Source organism: Commensalibacter communis (assembly GCF_947179015.1).
GTDB classification, from domain to species: Bacteria; Pseudomonadota; Alphaproteobacteria; order Acetobacterales; family Acetobacteraceae; genus Commensalibacter; species Commensalibacter communis.
The window spans coordinates 612771-631680 of sequence record NZ_CAMXCM010000001.1 but is presented as its reverse complement, the minus strand read 5'-3'; the positions used below and the strand labels follow the sequence as shown (position 1 = coordinate 631680).

Genomic DNA, 18910 nt, shown 5'->3' with positions numbered 1-18910 from the left:
ACAACAACGCTTATGATGCAGTTTTGGTTTTTTCTTTGACAGGCCCCAACAAGATTTGATTATGAGGCGCGCCTGCTGGGATCATTGGGAAACAGTTTTCTTCTCTTTCCACTTGGATTTCCATGACAACTGGGCCAGGCTCATCAAGCATCGCATTAATCATTGTATCCAGCTCATCAATGGTTCGCGCGCGCATTCCTTTGAGACCGAAACTCTCGGCTAATTTAACAAAATCTGGCAAGCTTTCACTATAGCTTTCTGAATAACGTCCACCATGGATCAATTCTTGCCATTGGCGAACCATTCCCATATATCGGTTGTTCAAAATAAATATTTTAACTGGCAAACGATATTGTTTGATTGTTGCAAGCTCTTGAATATTCATCATGGTTGATGCTTCACCCGCAATATCAATAACCAAAGCATCAGGATGTGCAACCTGAATCCCTACGGCTGCAGGCAATCCATACCCCATCGTTCCAAGCCCACCTGAGGTCATAAAATGATTAGGCGATTCAAAAGGAAAATATTGTGCAGTCCACATTTGATGTTGACCAACCTCTGTTGAAACATAGGCTTCTTTGCTTTTTTCTTTTACCAACTCACTCAATCGACGAATAGCATGTTGTGGTTTAATCACCTCACCAGCTTTAGTATCTTGTTGATATTTCAAACAATCAACGGCACGCCATTTCTCAATTTGCTCCCACCAATTTTTCAATGCTTCCTGATCGACAGAATGATCAGATTGTGCTTCCCATTCTTGAATCATTAATTCAATAATCCGAGCCACATCACCAATAACAGGAATATCAACCAAAACAATTTTATTAATCTGGGAAGGATCGATATCAGCATGAATCTTTAGGGCATTTGGTGAGAAATCTTTAACACTACCCGTAACACGATCGTCAAATCTTGCACCCAAAGCGATTAACACATCACATCCATGAGTTGCTAAATTTGCCTCGTACGTTCCATGCATTCCTAACATGCCCAAAAACTGCTTGTCTGATGCAGGATATGCCCCAAGCCCCATCAATGTTGATGTACATGGAAAACCAGACAATTTTACAAGTTTTCTAAGCCCTTCCGAAGCATGAGGTCCAGCATTGATAATCCCCCCACCTGTATAAAAGATAGGACGTTTCGCTTTCTTCATTGCTGTTACAGCATCTTTGATTGCTTGGTGATGAGGTTCCGTTACGGGTTTATAAGAAGGATGGGATTTAATTTCCTTTTTTACATATGGTACTTGTGCAAGCTGTAAGTCTTTTGGAATATCAACCAAAACTGGGCCTGGTCTTCCAGATCCTGCAATATAAAACGCTTCTCTGATTTTATCCGCTAATTTTTCTTTGTCTTTAACCAAATAGTTAAATTTGGTTGCTGCACGCGTAATTCCCACCGTGTCTGCTTCTTGGAATGCATCATTTCCGATCAAACTGCTGAATACTTGTCCAGAAATACAAACAATAGGAATAGAATCCATCAAAGCATCGACCAATCCCGTAACTGTATTGGTTGCTCCTGGACCACTAGTTACCAAAGCTACCCCAATTTTGCCTGTTGAACGCGCATAGGCTTCGGCAGCATGAACGGCTGCTTGTTCATGGCGGGTTAAGATGTGACGAATTTTGTCTTGTTGAAAAATAGCATCGTAAATCGGTAAGACGGCGCCACCTGGATACCCAAAAATAACCTCAACACCCAGATCTGCGAGCACTTGGAGAAGAACTTCAGCACCAGTCATTGTATGAACGGTTTGTCCTGTTTCATCAGAACCTGATTTCTTATGCTCGGCATTTGTCATTTCAGTTAATCCTCAGCTTTACGAACTTAATTTTAGAATAATAGGTCTTAAAACAGCATAGCATTTTTAGACTACTTGGCAACCTAACTAATTTTTAATCAAACGTCAATAAAAGAATTAATAAATAGTATAGATTTTTCAATAAAACTTTCTGAAAATTTCAAATTTTTATCAATTCTTGAATTATAAATACAAACTTGATCCGCTGGAGCCAAAATTCGATGGGAAAACCAAGTTTCTTGACGTTTGATATATCGTTGTGTATTTCTTACGGATTGGTCTATTGCGTCTGATAACGATAGTTCACCCGATAAATAAGCTGCAAATTCTGGAACACCTAGTGCTCTTCGTAACGGGGTTTGAACAGGTGGGTTCGCTCTTAAGAATTCTTCAACTTCTTCCACAGCCCCTTCATCAACCATTGCCATAAAACGCTGTGCGACAGCTTTTTTTAATAACGCACGATCAGGAGCCAACCGAATAACAAGAAAACGACAATCAATTCCAGGAATATGGGCTTCTTGTTGCCAATATTTCAACCCTTTCCCTGTTGAACGCCATACTTCCCACGCTCTGGCAATACGTTGAGAATCAGCAGGGTTTAATGATTCTGCGGTTTGGGGATCTACTTGTAGCAAAGATTCATGTAAAAATGGCGCACCTTGAGTCTCGATCAACTGACGGGCCTCTTCCCTAGCCTCTGTGCTTGGTTCTGGGATCATGGCAATCCCATGGATCAAGGAATGGAAATACATGCCTGTTCCACCACATAAAATAGGTAAACGCTGTTGATCCCAGGCCTGATTTAACTTTGATATTGCTTGCTCTCTCCACCAACCTGCATTACCTGTTTGATCCCAAGGCAACACCCCATAGAGACGATGAGGAACATAGGCCTCATCCTCTATAGAAGGACGTGTGGTAATAATACGCAAATCACGGTAACACTGCATTGCATCGGCATTAATGATCGTCCCTTGTAAAGCTTCTGCAATTTTTAAAGATAAATATGATTTACCAGAGCATGTTGGTCCTGCCACAATAATCGCCCAAGGTTTTTGTGTATTATCTGACGATCGCAGCATCATATTCAAGCCTTTATATTTTTTAATAGTAGACAAATGATTTTCTTTGTTGCTTCACAAGCTGCTTACTTATAATAAATATATTGAATAACATACAGAGTTTTCATACTAATTCTTTATTATTTCTTAAAATCTATACTTGTTCGTTGTGATGGGATTGTTGAATGTCTTACTTGCCTTATGTGATTACTGTTGTTGCACCCCCTTCTTTACTAAACCAAAAGGTTTTAGACCTTATTGAGCCATATTATTCTTTACAAGATGCGCAATGGTTATCTCAACAAGAAGCAATCGATATTGAATTACCAACAACTGATCTTAATGATGCAAAATCTATATTTAAGAAAATGCAAACCGCTTTAAGGTCTCAAAAAGTAGATATTTTTTTAACGCCAATGCTTTCTCGAAAAAAAAAGCTCCTTATTGCTGATATGGATAGTACAATCGTTCAAAGTGAAACCTTGGATGATTTGGCTGCTGAAGTCGGTATCGGTGAGCAAATTGCTGCCATAACCAAACGCGCAATGAATGGTGAGCTTATCTTTGCTGATGCTTTGAATGAACGTATTGCTTTATTAAAAAATGTCTCAGCAGATCTCCTTGAAAAAACGTGGCAACACACAAAATTGAATGATGGTGCACAGACCCTTGTTGCAACCATGAGAAAACATCATGCATATACCGCTTTGATCTCTGGTGGTTTTACCTTTTTCACCCAAAAAGTTGCCGATAAATGTGGTTTTCATGAAAATCATGCTAATCAATTAAGCATTCAAGATAACAAATTAGATGGCACTGTTATTCTCCCAATCCTTGGTAAAGAAGCTAAGCTATTCCACTTAAATCGTTTAACTCAAACATTGAATTTGACTAAAAATGAGAGCATGACCATTGGCGATGGTGCCAATGACCTACCCATGTTAACCCATGCAGGATTAGGTATTGGATATTATCCAAAACCTATTGTAGCGGAACAATTGTCGAATATCATTCAATATACTTCACTTCGTTCAGCTTTATTTATTCAAGGATACAAAGAGTCAGAGTTCGTAGATGAATTAGGGTAACATTTTTAGTTTGCGTTTACTTGTCTATTTTACACACCCTAATCATAAAGTGTACTTTAATGAAATGGAATAAATCCGAGCATGGATCCTATCAAACAACAGATTTTTTGTTTAACCAGCTCATTCCATATATTGGTAACAAGCGTAAATTATTAGATTTGATCAAACAAACTCTAATTGCTAGCCAAGAGAACTTTAAAACACAAAATGGTCTTTTCATCGACTGCTTTGCAGGCACTGGTGTTGTTAGTCGCTTGGCAAAAATGATGGGATATCAAGTCTTTTGCAATGATTGGGAATATTACAGCCAAACATTGAATATTGCTTCTATACAAGCATTAGAGCCACCCACTTATTTCAATCAATATTCGTACGACGAGGTACTGCAACAATTAAATAACCTGCCTCCAATTGAAGACTGGGTGACAAAACATTTATGCCCTCGGGATGATATTGAATACGATATTTCAAAAGAGCGCATGTTTTACATGCATAAAAATGGCATACGTATTGATACTATTCGTGAAAAGATAGAGGAATGGGATCGTGCGGGTCTATTAAATCCAATCCAAAAATCCTGCTTATTAGCCCCTTTACTCTATTGTGCTTGTTATCATGCAAATACGAGTGGGGTATTTAAAGGGTTTCATAAAGGTTGGGGCGGACAAACACAAACTGCCCTTTATCGTATTGCTGCTGACCTCAATCTAGCTCCCATCCAATTTTTCAATAATCATCAAAATAATAAAGTCTTTCGCATGGATGCCCAAACACTGGCTGAAGAATTGCATTATATGAATGTACCTGAATATAGTATTGCTTATTTAGATCCCCCATATAATCAACATCCTTATGGCGCAAACTATCACGTTTTAAATAGTATAACGCTTTGGGATAAACCAAATGTGTCGCCTCACATTATACCTTATGAAAAATCGGCCATTCGTAAAGATTGGCGAACAGAACGTAAAAGTGCTTATACGATACGCAAACAAGCCAGTTTTGCATATCAACAATTATTACAAACTTTACCCACACGCTGGATTGCTACGAGTTATAGCACAGATGGTTTCATCAATTTGCGAGAGATGATTGAACAAAATTGCGAAGTTGGTGAAGTCAAGATTTTCGCAAAACCCTACAAACGATATCGTGTCAGTGCACAACGTTACTCTGAAAAAGCTCATAACATCGAATTTGTTTTATTAACCAAAGTCGGCGAAGGAAAACGCCAGTCTTCGATTGAACTGGTTGATAAACTACACGCTTTAGAAAATGATTCTCTAACTACAACAGAAATGGATAATCATATTATTCATTCCTTCTAAAATAATAAATCTATTTAAAATTATTATAATTTTTAATTGAAAAGATGATTGCGTTTTTATTTTTTAAACTAATCAATCATCTTTTAAAAAGCCAATTATAATTTTATCTTTACCGGTCTAATAATTAATCTTTTTAAATTATAAGCTAAATGGGCAAACTTAAAAATTTATTGATTGCCTGACGGCTACATAACAAAGCTGATTTCTCATCATGCGTTAGAATTTGCATAGCTTGATCTTGATTATCGACCTCGTTTAATTTAACCATACCCACCAAATAATGTGGATTAATCACTTCGCCCTTTTTGCGTTCTGGGGGCAAGCAAGACATATGTAAAGCAACAAGTTCAGGATCATTAACGAGGGTTGAAAATGCGTCCTGTACTTCCATATCCATCACTCTTCTTTTTTCAATACGATCTCGTTTTAAAATATCAGGGCGAGCAATTTCTTCTGGAATAATTAACAATCCAATTCTCATACAAAATGCACCAAAACGCTGACTAGAGGTAATCCATACAAGTGGGATGGCCAACAATAACCCTAATAACACAGGCGTCATCCAGAAAAATAAGGACGGAGACACTTCCCAAGCAAAAATGCCGACTAAAATCCCAAATGCAGTATGACGCCAGTAATCTCTTACAACATCTTTTAAGGGAATAAACCCAACATCCCTACGCTGCGCATTCCACCCTGAATCGTATCCAAGCAAAATAGACATTACCGCTGTTGTCTGAATTAACATAGCAATCGGCGCGATTAACCCTCCAATCAAAGTTTCTAAGAAAATAGAAGATAGTGCTTTTATCGAACCCCCACATCCCTTACGCAACTCTGGATTAAAGAACATTGCGATCCAAGCCAAAAATTTAGGAGCAAGCAACACTAACATGGTTAAAATAAATACATACTTCGCTAAAACAGGATCAACTTGAGGCCAATTAGGAAATAAAACACGATCCGTTCCCGTGAAATATTCAGGTTTTACAAATAATGCCTGTAAAGAAACCATAATCCCCACTAATAAGGATAATAACCATAATGGTGACATAATATAAGCACCAATACCTGTTAACATATGAATTCGGCTGATCCAGCTAAGTTTCTTAGTCGGTATTACCATAATATGCTGCAAATTACCTTGACACCAACGACGATCCCTGACCGCAATGTCTGTCAATGACGGTGGGCTTTCCTCGTAAGAACCTTGTAATGCTGGTACCATATGAATAGCCCAACGACCACGGCGCATCAACGCTGCTTCGACAAAGTCATGGCTCATAATCATACCGCCAAAAGGCTTGCGCGCAGAAGGTAAATGAGGCATCCCTGCTTGCTCTGCAAATGCTTTGATACGAATGACCGCATTATGCCCCCAATAGTTACTCTCAGAGCCATGCCACCACGCAATCCCATATGCAATGGTTGGTCCATAAACACGCCCAGCAAACTGTTGTAAACGTGCAAATAACGTGGTGCCATTTACAATGACTGGTAGTGTTTGAATTAACCCAACGCCTTCATTGGCTTCCATCGCAGCACAAATACGAACAACCGTATCCCCTTCCATCAAGCTATCCGCATCGAGGCTTAACATATGATCGTATCCACCGCCAAAACGACGAACCCAATCACCTAAATTACCTGCTTTACGATCTGTATTTTTAAAGCGACGACGATAAAAGATATGAGTATCGTCCCCCGTTTGTTGACGAAACCGTAAAAAAGCCGCTTCTTCTTCTACCCAAACATCAGGGTTGGTCGTGTCTGATAAAATAAAAAAATCAAAATGCTTCCCTTGACCAGTCGCTTGGATACTATCGTAAATCGCCTTAAGCCCTGCCAATACGCGATGTGGATCTTCGTTATAGGTTGGCATTAAAACAGCTGTTTTTTTTATTAAAGAAGGTAAAGGATCCTTGGGATTAATCCCCAAAGACAGGCCTCCTTTTTTACTAACCTGTTCTAAAAAACCACCTAGAGATGAAGCAAAAGAAAAAGCAATCCAGAAAAATAAAATAGTAAATATCACGAGAATAATCAGCCCCAAAGCTGTCATTCCATAGCTATTAAACACTAAATTCATTTCATAAGAAGCATATACCGTTAAAGCAATTGAAACAACGAAGACAAACAGTCGTCTCAATAAAATATTAGGAGCTTGCGTTGGCGGTGTTTTCGGTCTGCCGTATATATTCGGATTTGCCTGTAAATTTTGTACTGGCATATCAATAGGCGTTTCAGGAGGCAAAACCGTGAAAACAGGTTGATCAGAATTTTGATTTTGAGATAAATCGTCTGTGTTCACTTTATTGTCCTCCAGATTATGACACGAAACATTATGAGGTTCAGTCATAAGTAATTCAATACTCCTAACCAATACAAATAACCAGGCAATTACTATAGAGCAAGAGAGCTATAATATAAAGAAAATTTATTATTTCTCTAATCAATGTTTCTTTATGAGATGTTGGCAACAATTCTCTTTTAAAAAAATTTAATTCTTGTAACCTATTTTATACAAGATTGAAATCTCGTTTCTGCAGTTCTTCTTGAAAATACTCATCTACGACGCAATTATAACGAGGATTATATGCATAATAAAAAGACTATACTAAAAGCCCCACCCATTGCTACGGGGATGATTGATACTTTTCGCAAGGGTTACCGTTTTTCTGATTTTAAAAACGATGCTTTGGCTGGCTTAACAATTGGAACCGTTGCTGTTCCCCTTTCAATGGCTCTAGCTATTGCTACAGGCGTTCCTCCTGAACATGGATTATATACAGCAATTGTTGCTGGTGCTTTAATTGCTTTAACTGGGGGGTCAAGATTTAATATTTCTGGGCCTACCGCAGCATTCGTTGTTATCTTATTTCCAATTGTCAAAGATTACGGAATTGGTGGGCTACTCCTAGCAACCATGATGGCAGGGACTATCCTACTCTTAATGGGACTAAGTAAAATGGGACAGCTTATTCGTTTCGTACCTTACCCTGTTGTTTTAGGCTTTACCGCAGGAATTGCAATTATTATTGCTATTCTTCAAATTCCAGATTTTCTTGGCTTACATACTGAAAAACTTGGTGATGATTTCGTTGAAAATATCAGTATTATCTTTTCTTCATTAGGCACCATAAATCCTTATGAAATGGGTGTTGGTTTATTCACTTTAGTGCTTTTAATCTTATGGCCAAAATTTAAAATCCCTCTTCCTGCGCCTTTGGTTGGATTGATTGTCGGAGGTATTGTTGCTTATTTTATTAATAAAGGAATCAGCGGTGCTGAGATAAAAACGATTGCTTCTAATTTTACATGGCATGCAAATGGAATGAGCGGTAATGGTATTCCTCCTATTCCTCCTTCTTTGATAATGCCTTGGGCACTGCCTGGACCTGATGGTCAGCCATTAGTGATTACATATAAACTAATTCATTCGCTCACTGGTCCTGCATTCGCTATTGCAACATTAGGTGCAATTGAATCTTTGTTATGTGCGGTTATCGCAGATGAATTAACTGATACAAAACATAATCCTAACGCAGAGTTAATTGGACAGGGCATTGGAAATATCGTTGCACCTCTGTTTGGTGGGATTACTGCGACCGCGGCAATTGCCAGAACAGCCACCAGTATCCGCAGTGGTGCGAAATCTCCTATTGCAGCGATTATTCATTCGATTTTTGTATTATTAGCTGTTGTTCTTTTTGCATCCTTGTTAGGTTTTGTTCCAATGGCGTCTTTGGGTGCCTTGTTATTCATTGTGGCATGGAATATGAGTGAGGCAAAACATTGTATTCAAACCATCAAAACATCCCCACGTAGTGACGTCATTGTTTTATTAATTTGCTTTGGGTTAACTATTATATTCGATATGGTTATTGCTGTTGCCGTTGGTGTCGCTTTATCTGCTATCTTATTTATCCGCAGCATGACCTACGCATCGAAAACAGCTCTTATTGAGGAACATCCAGAATTAGACGAAATAGCAAAAGATATCGTTGTGTTTGACATTAATGGCCCTTTATTTTTTGGCGTTTCGGAAAGGACAATCGCATCGTTTAAATCTTATGAAAATTTACACAAGAAAATTGTTGTTCTTGATATGAAAGATGTCATCAGTATGGACGGAACTACGATCTCTGGACTACAATCAATAAAAAAACAAATTTTTAATAACAATCAATCGTTAATTTTTGTTGGGGTATCTACAGAAATCATCCTCTCTTTAAAACGGGCTGGATTGCGAAAAATACAAGGTAAACTCACATATTGTTCAAATTTTCAACATGCACGTGATACAGCCACAAGATGGTTAAATAATAGATAACCATAAAAAAACCTAGATCTTCAATAGATCTAGGTTTTTTTAATTAATAAATAGCAAGCATTATGCTGTCCAACGGTACACCCATTTTTCAGAAATAGGTTGATCTCCATCCATTAGAACGCATTTTAACTCTGCTGTTTTAGCATTTTCAGGTGCGAATTCAAACGTTGTTCGCCATCCATGAGTCACTGGGTTAGCCTCGACAACAATATTGCTAACTTTACCTGTCGAACTAGTAACATTTAATGTCAGTTGTTTATTAGTCGGAAAATGATTCAAAGGGCCATCAAAGAAATCGATACAGAAAAACCGAACATCAGGCTTATCAACTACTGCGCCAATACGTGTTCCTGCTACTCTTGCAAGATCTGAAGTCCAAGGATTATCCCAACCCCAATATAAACGATAGGTGAATGAATATTCCCCACCTTCTTTAAAAGGCTGTTTGGGACGCCAAAAAGCTACAATATTATCATTAACTTCACTTGGCGTAGGGATTTCTACCAAATTCATGCTGCCTGATTGCCATTCGCCGACAGGTTCAACCCATAATGACGGGCGCAATTCATAGTGCAAAGCCAAATCTTCATATTGAGAGAAGTCACGTTTACGTTGTATCAAGCCAAACCCTTTGGGGGCAGTATCCATAAAGACAGAATATTGTAAATCAACAGGATTATTCAAAGGTCGCCATATTTGCTCACCAGTCCCTGTCCACATTAACAGCCCCTCACTATCATGAGCTGCTGGACGCCAATCATCGACATGATTACGGTTATTCGCATCAAAATAAAACATACCAGTTAAAGGGGCGACCCCGCCATTAGCAATGGTTTTACGTGGATAAAAATAGCTTTCTACATCGAATGTTGTTGTATCACCTGGACGAATAGTAAACCTAAATGCACCCGTTAAAGAGGGGCTATCTAATAATGCATAAATAACAAGAGATTCAATCCCAGATTTTGGCTGCACAATCCAAAAAGATCTAAACAAAGGGAATTCTTCGCCTTGAGGATCCGCAGTGCCTTTGGCAAAACCACGGGCAGACAAACCATATTGTTGACCTTTGGAAACAGCTCGGAAATAAGAGGCACCTAAAAAGACAGCAAATTCTTCAAACACATCTTTTTGATTTAGACGGGTCATCAGCTTAAATCCAGAGAATCCTAAATTATCCTCAACTCGCAATTTTGGATTTTTGTAATTAAACATATCAGCGTTATACGGCACCGGCTTGGAAATACCATCCACCACCTCGTAAATATCAATACGAGGTCTGTATAAAAAACCTCTGGGGAAAAATTGCACTTCAAAATTTAAATTGCTGCCGTGCCACAAAGCACTTTCAGGTTTAAAGTCAATACTACGAAACCCATCAAAATCTAGCTTATCAATAGCATCTGGCAATTTATCACTAGGAGCTTTGTAAGATGTTTTGGCCATATCACGAGCCAACTGTCGAACAGTTGTTTGATCGAAAGGCTTGCCTTTCTCATCGTCACTTGATTTGCTATCAGCAGCGACTGCTTGAGGTATTAACGAACCCGTTGCTTCCCCAACCACACTTGCCAATGAGATACCTGCAGCTGAACGTAAAAGATCTCGACGAAATACCACGTTTAACCCCTTAAATAACTATAGTTGAATAATGTAAGATAATAATCAGTAACAAATAAAATCATATAATTTTTTTATTATTATCCAGTTTTTAAATAATAACCATTATGCCTGAATGATTGTAATTCCACCTAGTCAGCATACACGAAAAACCATAATTTGCAAATGACACCCTTCATCACACAAATAAGTAACTACTCTAAATAATCTAAACAATGTAGTTGAATATATTGTATCAAAACAACTGTTTTTAAATCCATAATTTCGCCTTCTTGAATTTTCGTTATGGCTTCTTGCAAAGATATTTCTAACACCGCAATATCTTCGCCTTCATCACGGACACCACCGCCTTGCTGCACTTTTTCATCAACGCTCGCAATAAAATAATATAATTTTTCAGTTGATATACCAGGGCAGCTATATAAGGCATATAAATAATCTAGCTGAGCTATATGCCATCCTGTTTCTTCTTCTACTTCTCTTATCGCAGCGGTTTTAGCTGCAGCCAAAGCGTCTTTTGGGTGATTGTCAAAATCTTTCTGATCAATATTTCCAGCACAAGCCTCAATAACAGGTCGATTATCACCGCGAAAAACAATGGGAGCACGCCATTGAGAAGTTAACACCAATTTCTTTGTATCTTGACGATAAAGCAAGACAACAACACTATCACGTGCTTTTAGCACTTCTCTTTTCAAAGACTTTATATGGCCGTCCTCGTATTGTTGCAGCATTTCAGTCATTTCTAACCTAGAATGTCCATCCCATAAGTTATGTGTATTTTTTAAAGTCATTTTCGACATGATATAGTCCTCTTTATATGAAAAATTTATACGGATTTATAAATGATACCCTGTATCACTCTCACCTATTTGTTACATAGTCCACAACTACAATGTGCATTTTATTTAAATGCTATAATATAAAACTTGTTTTTCCTCATAATAATAATTATTATTCTCATTTAAAATAATATTATTTCCTGAAATGATATTTTACTTCATATCTTCTGATTGCTCTAACATGACGTCAAAAAAATCTTTTTTATCTACTCGCCTCTGGCTGGCAACTGGTGCATTTTATGGAATGACCGCTGTTGTCCTTTCTTCCTTTACCTCCCATCTTCCTGATCAATATTTTTTTGGTAACGGCAGAGAAATGGCGCGTATTGCAGATACGATCTTACTGATTCACAGTATAGCTTTGATTGCTGTTTCTATTTTACAAAAGGTCTGGCAACCTTCTATTCATCTGAATATCATAGGATGCGCTTTTAATATTGGGCTTTGGTTATTTTGCGGGGCTGTTTTTTATACAGCACTAACGGGTCTTCATCCGCCTATTCCCTTGGCTCCAATGGGAGGAAGCACCCTTATTATTTCGTGGTTATATTTAACCATCGCAGCCTTTTTAGTTAAAGATCGTCATAATTCTTGATAACGACGATCCTATAATAAATTACTCTGATGTTTTACTAGTTTTCTTACTTAGGTCAACTAAAGCATCAGATGCCAATTGATACGTTAATTGGTCAGCATGAAGGCTGGCTGCACGATCTAAATACTTTTTGGCATCGACATAATCCTTAAGTAACAACGCACTTTTCCCAGCTCTGACATAAAATTGTGCTGCTGAAACAAAGTTTTTTTCACCCTCGCTAATTAATCCTTGTAAAGCCAGAGTCCGAACCATGGCACGATATTCAACTTGGTCACGACGAATATCTTGTGCTTCTTTGGCTGCTGTCATTGCTTGCTCATATTGTCCTTGTCGATAAGCCAATAAAGCATGCAATTCCTTTTGATCTGCTTGCCAACTTTTCTCTATCTTAGCTTTGCTTTGAGATAAAAGCTGATCTAACTTTTGAGAATATTGAACAATGTCATTTACATTACCTGCATCATTCGCAATCAAGGCAGATAGAAAATACGCACGTTCCTGAATATCTTCATCCTTGCTCTTCTCAGCATTTTGGGCGGCTAATGCTGCGTCAGATAAACGGTTCATACGATAAAAAATAGCGGCATTAACCAAATCTAATTGAGGGCTGATCCCTTGTCCTCTAATTTTTAATTCATTAGTGGTTTTCTTAACCGTTTTCATTGCATCTTGCACGTTATTTAGCCCAAGCTTTATAATGGCCAGATTATATCCTGCATCATCAATATTTGACACATCATCACTTGTGATCGCATAATCAAAAGACTTTTGGTAACTGGTCTCTGCCTGTTGCAAACGATCGTAAAAAACTGCCTCGTCTGCAACATCCATCGTGCGATCGAATGGATCATCTCGCACAGGATTGCTTTCTTGTCCACCACCACAAGCGGTCAGACCTAATAAAAGAGGAAACAATAATGCACAATTTTTGTATAGCAACCTCATGGTCTGACCTCACGTGCTGGTAAGCGTTTTGAACGACGAGGTTCTTTTCCATTCCCCCCTAATAACCACAATCCTTTGACCTGAACAATTAACTTTTGTAAATCAGCCACGGTGGCCTGTAATTGTGTCATCATTTCAGGTAATTGCTCTGTTGAATTTTTAATATTTTTGCTAATCGGAACCAAGTTCTTTGTAATTGGAACCAGATTTGGTGAAGCCTGAGCAATATTTTTGGAGACCTTACCAAAATTGACAACCATTGTATCTGCATGGGTGACCACTTTGTTCAAATTATTTTCAATAGGCTGCAATTGTTCAATAATATTATTCAATGTTTGAACCATATTTTCAGCACGACGAATAAGCTCGTCATTATTAACCAGCTGACCAATGGATCCTTTACCCTGTTGAATATTTTCAACAATCATTTCCAAAGAAGCCATCATATTTTTTGCACTATCCATTGTGGGAACAATACGTTCATGGATTTGCATAACCATTTGAGAAATCTGATCTGCAGGGTTAGGCTCTGTCTTCGCAACCAATACCGCATATTTCCAATCGAGTTTGGCACTATACCCGCGCGTAATGGATACATATGCTGCTCCAGCAACAGCAAATTGCCTTTTAATGGTTGCTTGGCTATCGCGACGTATAAAGGTGGTCAATTTCGGATCAATTGCCGCAACAGCAGATAATCCACCATCTGGATTAACATTAATTTTCTTAATGGTTCCGGCACTAATCCCAAAAACCTCAACATTATCCCCAACAGATAAATTATCCACCCCAGTCTGAGGCAAAATAATATTTAACTCTGCAGCTGGTGTCATCCAGTCTCTTAAGACACCAGCTTCAATCACGGCTCCAACAAAAGCCAATAAACACAATAGTACTAATCCGCCTGTCCACTCATTGGCGTATCTTAACTGAAATAACTGTCGTGTTTTCGTATATTGTTTACTGTTAAACATTTCATCCCAGCCGTATTGAGGTTAAACCTTTTTCTTGTAAACGCATCCAATGCGTTACACGATCTTTATAATCATTCCACAAACTAAATTGGCGTGTAAAGCAAATGATACCCGCCCCTCTATTTTGAGCAATATTCAACATCTCCAGTAAAGGAGACATAAGCTCAGCAGAGGAACTCTCTGCTGGATATTCCAATAATAACAAATCCGGATTATTTAACAAAGCGCGGACACATGATGCGCGAAACAGATCGATCATCGTTGCTTCTCTCGCTGTATCCATAGGTAACCCTGGCAATCCAAATTTACGACAAAGCGTCATGGCTTGATCGACTAACTTATCTTCATCGATCCGAGTGTGATGTAATGAAGGCAGTAAAATATTCACTGCAACTGAATACATATCCATCCAACCGTTTTTTTGAAAAACACGGCCGATACATCCACGCAATGCTGATAAACGTGGTTCTTTTAAATCAAACCAATCTAACCCCTTAAATAATACTTTACCGTCTCTTAAAGCAACCATACCACTACACAAATCTGCAAAAGCTGTTGCTACTTCTAAATCACGACATTCTATAATGACGCACTCTCCTGCTTTGACCTTTAAATCAAAAGCAACAGGTGGCAAGTAATTTTCATCAAATGAAGGTTTTGCTTGGTGAATATCTAATAATATTTTATTTGCCATTTTTTAAAAATCCAACGTAAACAAAATATTCACCACCATGATCAGCATGATCCCACGAGTGAAACCTTTGGGTAATAAAGTGGATGGCTCATCGTTCACCTTAACATTCATGCCCGTAATACAAGAACCAACTCCAATCATAAATCCCATAACAATAAATTTCAAAGGAACTAAAACATAATCCGCCACAGACATTGCAGCTAAGATATTACTATAAAATGTCCAGATCGAATCTTGCATCGTTCCCAGAGCATAGGTAACAACATATCCCATAAATAAAGAAGTCGTACCAAAAATCATTCCCAAAGTAAAACTACCGATCGTAAAAGCCCAAGCTCTGGGTAAAACAATCGTAATAAATGGATCAATTCCCATTACTGTCAATGATTTAAGCTGCCCCCCCATTGCTAGTAAGCTGCATTCTGTCACAGTCAGGATACCGTTACGTCCCAACAAAATCATTCCAACTAAAATCGGGGCTACTTCTCTGACCAAAATCGTGATTAAAATGGGCCCTGTCATCTTGGTTAATCCAGCTGCACCTAACCAAAAAATTGCTTGCGACACCACAGCCAACCCAGCCAATGTTGCTGTAAAAAATGTGCTAAAAAAACCCCCACAGACAACTTGACCCAGCGACCTTTTAAATTCGTATTTTACGGTGCGACGCCAAGTAATGGGCGAGATGCTTTCAACCAGCACCCCCCATGATGCAGCCAAAACACCCAATAAAAAACGAAAGTAACTGCGAGTTTTTTCACCAATGACATATAATATTGGACGCAAATACCAAAAAAGAATTATCCCAATTTTTTGCAACCATGCAAAACGGCCATCTTTTACCAATTTCAATTGAACAGAAAGACGTTGCGTCTGATCAATCTCGCGATTGCGAATATCCTCAACATATTGATCAAGATCATTTATACCATCTTTATCCAAATCAGACAGCATGGCTTCTACGCGATTTTGTTCTTCCTTTTGCTCCGAAGGTTTTTTTTCAAAATCATCTGAATATTTCATCGTCTACCAGCAAGAATAAATGTATGTGAAATACCAACCTTAGGAATGTAAAATGTTCCTCTTGGTCTAAATAAAAAGTCATTCCTAAGAGCCATATAAGCACTTTGCGTAACTTGTACTGCGCCACCATCTGTGGCCATACTGGCCATTAATCCAGACATTCCAACTGCTGGTCCCCATAAATTAAAAGTTCTGGGTTCTTTACCAAACCAAGATCCCAAAGCTGCCCCCACATCTATTCCTATACCAAAATTAGATTCAGTCCCCATACCAGGTATCATTTCTATACAAGCTGCTCTCATATCCAATGCGGCATGCGCCAATCGAATCGGTGCGGTAATATCGGGTTCTTTTGTACATCCGGCAACAGCTACCAAATGACCACCCATAATTTTTACATAAAATAAACCATATTTCTTAGCAATATCTTGTAACACGATGACCAGTTCACGGACAGGCGTTACGAGTTTCGAAGATTCATCGATATCAGAAGTTAAATAACCACTGAATGTAATGTTCATTACAGCAACTGCTGGGTAAATTCCTTGTTGATCGTCTTCACTTAAACTATCAAAATCGAAATTTTGATATTTAACTGTGCCTGGCTTTACTAAAAATTCTGTCTTTTCATCATTGGTTAATGTCGACAAATCATCATGAATATCATTTGTCAATTTTTCAATGGGAGTAGAAGGGTCTATTTTTCCTTCAGAGCGAACAAGGTTTGATTCATTCATTTGCACTTCTGCAGCAACAAACCGCATTGCAACTAGGCCTGCAAAAATCTTAGTAATATGACGTATGTTATGTAGATGTGGTGTATCTTCGATAATCACAGCCCCAATGCTTCCATCTTTTCCAAGGACAGGTGTAATTAGTACAGATTTTGTTTCCGCAGAACGCATGAACAACCTATAGAAATTGACAATACGAGAATCATTTACCGCATCTTCAATTTCGAGGGTTTCACCTTCAGTAATAGCCTTAAAAAAGTCTGGGATCTCTTGAATAGAATATTGCACGCCCTCTGCATGATTTCCATCTTCATTATCATAAAGATCGTTGCAAATTAGTGACTTTTGATCTTCAGAAATATGCCAAATACTAACCCTTTTCGCAGAAACTAAGTTACATAGCCCTTCTGTTAAAATTAAGGCTTCATGATTGGGATCAAATATCTCTGGCTGAGACGCGATCATCTCGATTGCATTATCTTCTTGTTCAGCAATATTTTGAACATTTTTAAACCGTTTCCATAATCGATCCATTCTGTGACCTTGATAGATCAATACGCCCGCCATTGCCGCAGCAAGAGCAACCACTAATAATGAAAATAGTAAATTTTGCTTACCGCTAGTAACTGCAAAATTGGAAAAATCACTTTCTGGAATAACAATTAAGACCACCCAACTTTGAACAGATTCTGGAAGCTGTGATGTGATACTAATATAATTTCCAGCAATAGAATCGATTGATGAAGATAAAGGTGTGTCTTTATCTGTATTCGTTTGTTCATCTTTTTTAATTTTAAACGTACGAATACCGATACCATCAACTAAGAATTGATCGTATGCTCTTGCAATAACCGGGCTAAATTTTGGGTTAATCTTACTTGTTTCGGCATTCCATTCATTATCACCAAATTGCATTAATAATCCTGGTGAGGCGATGATATTCTTTTGACGATCAACAATAATAGCTCTGGCGTGTTGACTGATATTAAGTGAGCTTAAAAATGTGGTTAATTGCTGTAAAGAAATACTGACTGCGAAAACGCCCTTCTTGCCATCGCGGTCTTGAAATGGAATGGAGGCCGTTATCACCAACCCTTTTTTTGATGGCATTAAAGACGGGGGTGACCATGTTAATTTACCACTTGTCATAGCTTGCTTATACCATGATCGTAAACGCGGATCATAAGCATTGGCTGGTCGTAACGATCGGGATAGTTTTTTACCATCAAAGGTGGAAAACTCTTCTAAAAATTGTCCTCCATTTTGATCTGGTTTTAAAGTAACTACCCTCACCTCGTTAGGTTTATCCACGATACGTTCAATCATCGTAAAGTTACCTTTTTCATCAGCAAGGTAAAATGATTGCAACTGTTTTGTTTGGCGCAAGCTACTCATGACATAGGTATAAAACATTCCTGTTTCATATTCAGATGGAATATGAGAAAGCATATCAACAACCAATTTACTACTGATTGTTGCAGGGGAAAGGTAGCTCATAACCTCTTGAGAGACACGTGATTGCTCGGTTTTCAAAATTATATGAGTAAGTTTTAAAATTCCAGATTTAGTTTGACGATAAGAATGTAATGTTACCCCAACGACAACGAATACAACCAAAACCACCCCTAAAATAGGAACGCCTATACGTAAAAATAAACGCCAGAAACGATTTACTGAATCCTTGGTTGGATCAACAATTTCACCAGCAGGCACTTACAATTCCCCACAGCTAATAAACAAGGTTTTTATAATCTATAAAATAATTTAATAAACTTATCTTAAAATTAACTAAACCGTTCAAATTAATTATAGTATACAAAATATATTCATTGCTTATATCTATAATTATAATAA

At 38.1% G+C, this 18910-nt stretch carries 14 protein-coding genes; 4 read left to right on the top strand and 10 right to left on the bottom strand.

Annotation, left to right across the window (positions count from 1 at the left end; all coding sequences use genetic code 11):
• Positions 1 to 10: 10 nt before the first annotated feature.
• Together ilvB and miaA are read right to left on the bottom strand one after the other, a co-directional pair.
• Entirely contained in the window at positions 11 to 1813 is a 1803-nt protein-coding gene (gene ilvB, locus PQG54_RS02960) for a biosynthetic-type acetolactate synthase large subunit (RefSeq protein ID WP_271788958.1), read from the bottom strand.
• A gap of 98 nt (positions 1814 to 1911) precedes the next feature.
• Positions 1912 to 2901, bottom strand: a complete 990-nt coding sequence (gene miaA, locus PQG54_RS02955; RefSeq protein ID WP_271788959.1) for a tRNA (adenosine(37)-N6)-dimethylallyltransferase MiaA — start codon at positions 2899 to 2901, stop codon at positions 1912 to 1914.
• A gap of 161 nt (positions 2902 to 3062) precedes the next feature.
• Here miaA and serB point away from each other — a divergent pair, with 161 nt between their 5' ends.
• Both serB and PQG54_RS02945 read left to right on the top strand, forming a co-directional pair.
• Positions 3063 to 3965, top strand: a complete 903-nt coding sequence (serB, locus tag PQG54_RS02950) for a phosphoserine phosphatase SerB (RefSeq protein ID WP_271788960.1) — start codon at positions 3063 to 3065, stop codon at positions 3963 to 3965.
• Positions 3966 to 4024: 59 nt separating this feature from the next.
• Positions 4025 to 5293, top strand: a complete 1269-nt coding sequence (locus PQG54_RS02945) for a DNA adenine methylase (protein WP_271788961.1) — start codon at positions 4025 to 4027, stop codon at positions 5291 to 5293.
• Positions 5294 to 5438: 145 nt separating this feature from the next.
• Here PQG54_RS02945 and mdoH read toward each other — a convergent pair whose 3' ends face one another.
• A complete protein-coding gene (gene mdoH, locus PQG54_RS02940) occupies positions 5439 to 7652 on the bottom strand; it encodes a glucans biosynthesis glucosyltransferase MdoH (protein ID WP_271788962.1) in 2214 nt (737 codons plus the stop codon).
• A 237-nt stretch (positions 7653 to 7889) separates the two neighbouring features.
• Between mdoH and dauA the strand changes: the two genes are divergently transcribed.
• Positions 7890 to 9626: a C4-dicarboxylic acid transporter DauA gene (dauA, locus tag PQG54_RS02935; protein ID WP_271788963.1), complete on the top strand. Its 1737-nt coding sequence runs from the start codon at positions 7890 to 7892 to the stop codon at positions 9624 to 9626.
• A gap of 60 nt (positions 9627 to 9686) precedes the next feature.
• Here the strand turns inward: dauA and PQG54_RS02930 are convergent, their stop codons facing one another.
• Positions 9687 to 11246, bottom strand: coding sequence for a glucan biosynthesis protein (locus PQG54_RS02930; protein ID WP_271788964.1), 1560 nt, complete (start codon positions 11244 to 11246; stop codon positions 9687 to 9689).
• A 194-nt stretch (positions 11247 to 11440) separates the two neighbouring features.
• On the bottom strand, positions 11441 to 12049 hold the full coding sequence (locus tag PQG54_RS02925) for an NUDIX domain-containing protein (RefSeq protein ID WP_271788965.1): 609 nt from the start codon (positions 12047 to 12049) through the stop codon (positions 11441 to 11443).
• 220 nt (positions 12050 to 12269) lie between these two features.
• Here PQG54_RS02925 and PQG54_RS02920 point away from each other — a divergent pair, with 220 nt between their 5' ends.
• The gene (locus tag PQG54_RS02920; protein ID WP_271788966.1) at positions 12270 to 12683 is read left to right on the top strand and encodes a DUF423 domain-containing protein; all 414 of its coding nucleotides are present in this window, start codon (positions 12270 to 12272) and stop codon (positions 12681 to 12683) included.
• Positions 12684 to 12704: 21 nt separating this feature from the next.
• On the opposite strand, the gene PQG54_RS02915 is transcribed toward PQG54_RS02920, so the two are convergent.
• The 5 genes from PQG54_RS02915 to PQG54_RS02895 are packed head-to-tail and all read right to left on the bottom strand — an operon-like array spanning position 12705 to position 18769.
• Positions 12705 to 13631, bottom strand: coding sequence for a tetratricopeptide repeat protein (locus PQG54_RS02915; protein ID WP_271788967.1), 927 nt, complete (start codon positions 13629 to 13631; stop codon positions 12705 to 12707).
• Positions 13628 to 14605, bottom strand: a complete 978-nt coding sequence (locus PQG54_RS02910; RefSeq protein ID WP_271788968.1) for an MlaD family protein — start codon at positions 14603 to 14605, stop codon at positions 13628 to 13630. The genes PQG54_RS02915 and PQG54_RS02910 overlap by 4 nt, the downstream gene beginning before the upstream one ends.
• Before the next feature lies 1 nt (position 14606).
• A complete protein-coding gene (locus tag PQG54_RS02905) occupies positions 14607 to 15299 on the bottom strand; it encodes a P-loop NTPase family protein (RefSeq protein ID WP_271788969.1) in 693 nt (230 codons plus the stop codon).
• Positions 15300 to 15302: 3 nt separating this feature from the next.
• A complete protein-coding gene (locus tag PQG54_RS02900) occupies positions 15303 to 16322 on the bottom strand; it encodes an MlaE family ABC transporter permease (protein ID WP_271788970.1) in 1020 nt (339 codons plus the stop codon).
• Positions 16319 to 18769, bottom strand: coding sequence for a cache domain-containing protein (locus PQG54_RS02895; protein ID WP_271788971.1), 2451 nt, complete (start codon positions 18767 to 18769; stop codon positions 16319 to 16321). The genes PQG54_RS02900 and PQG54_RS02895 overlap by 4 nt, the downstream gene beginning before the upstream one ends.
• Positions 18770 to 18910 lie beyond the last annotated feature (141 nt).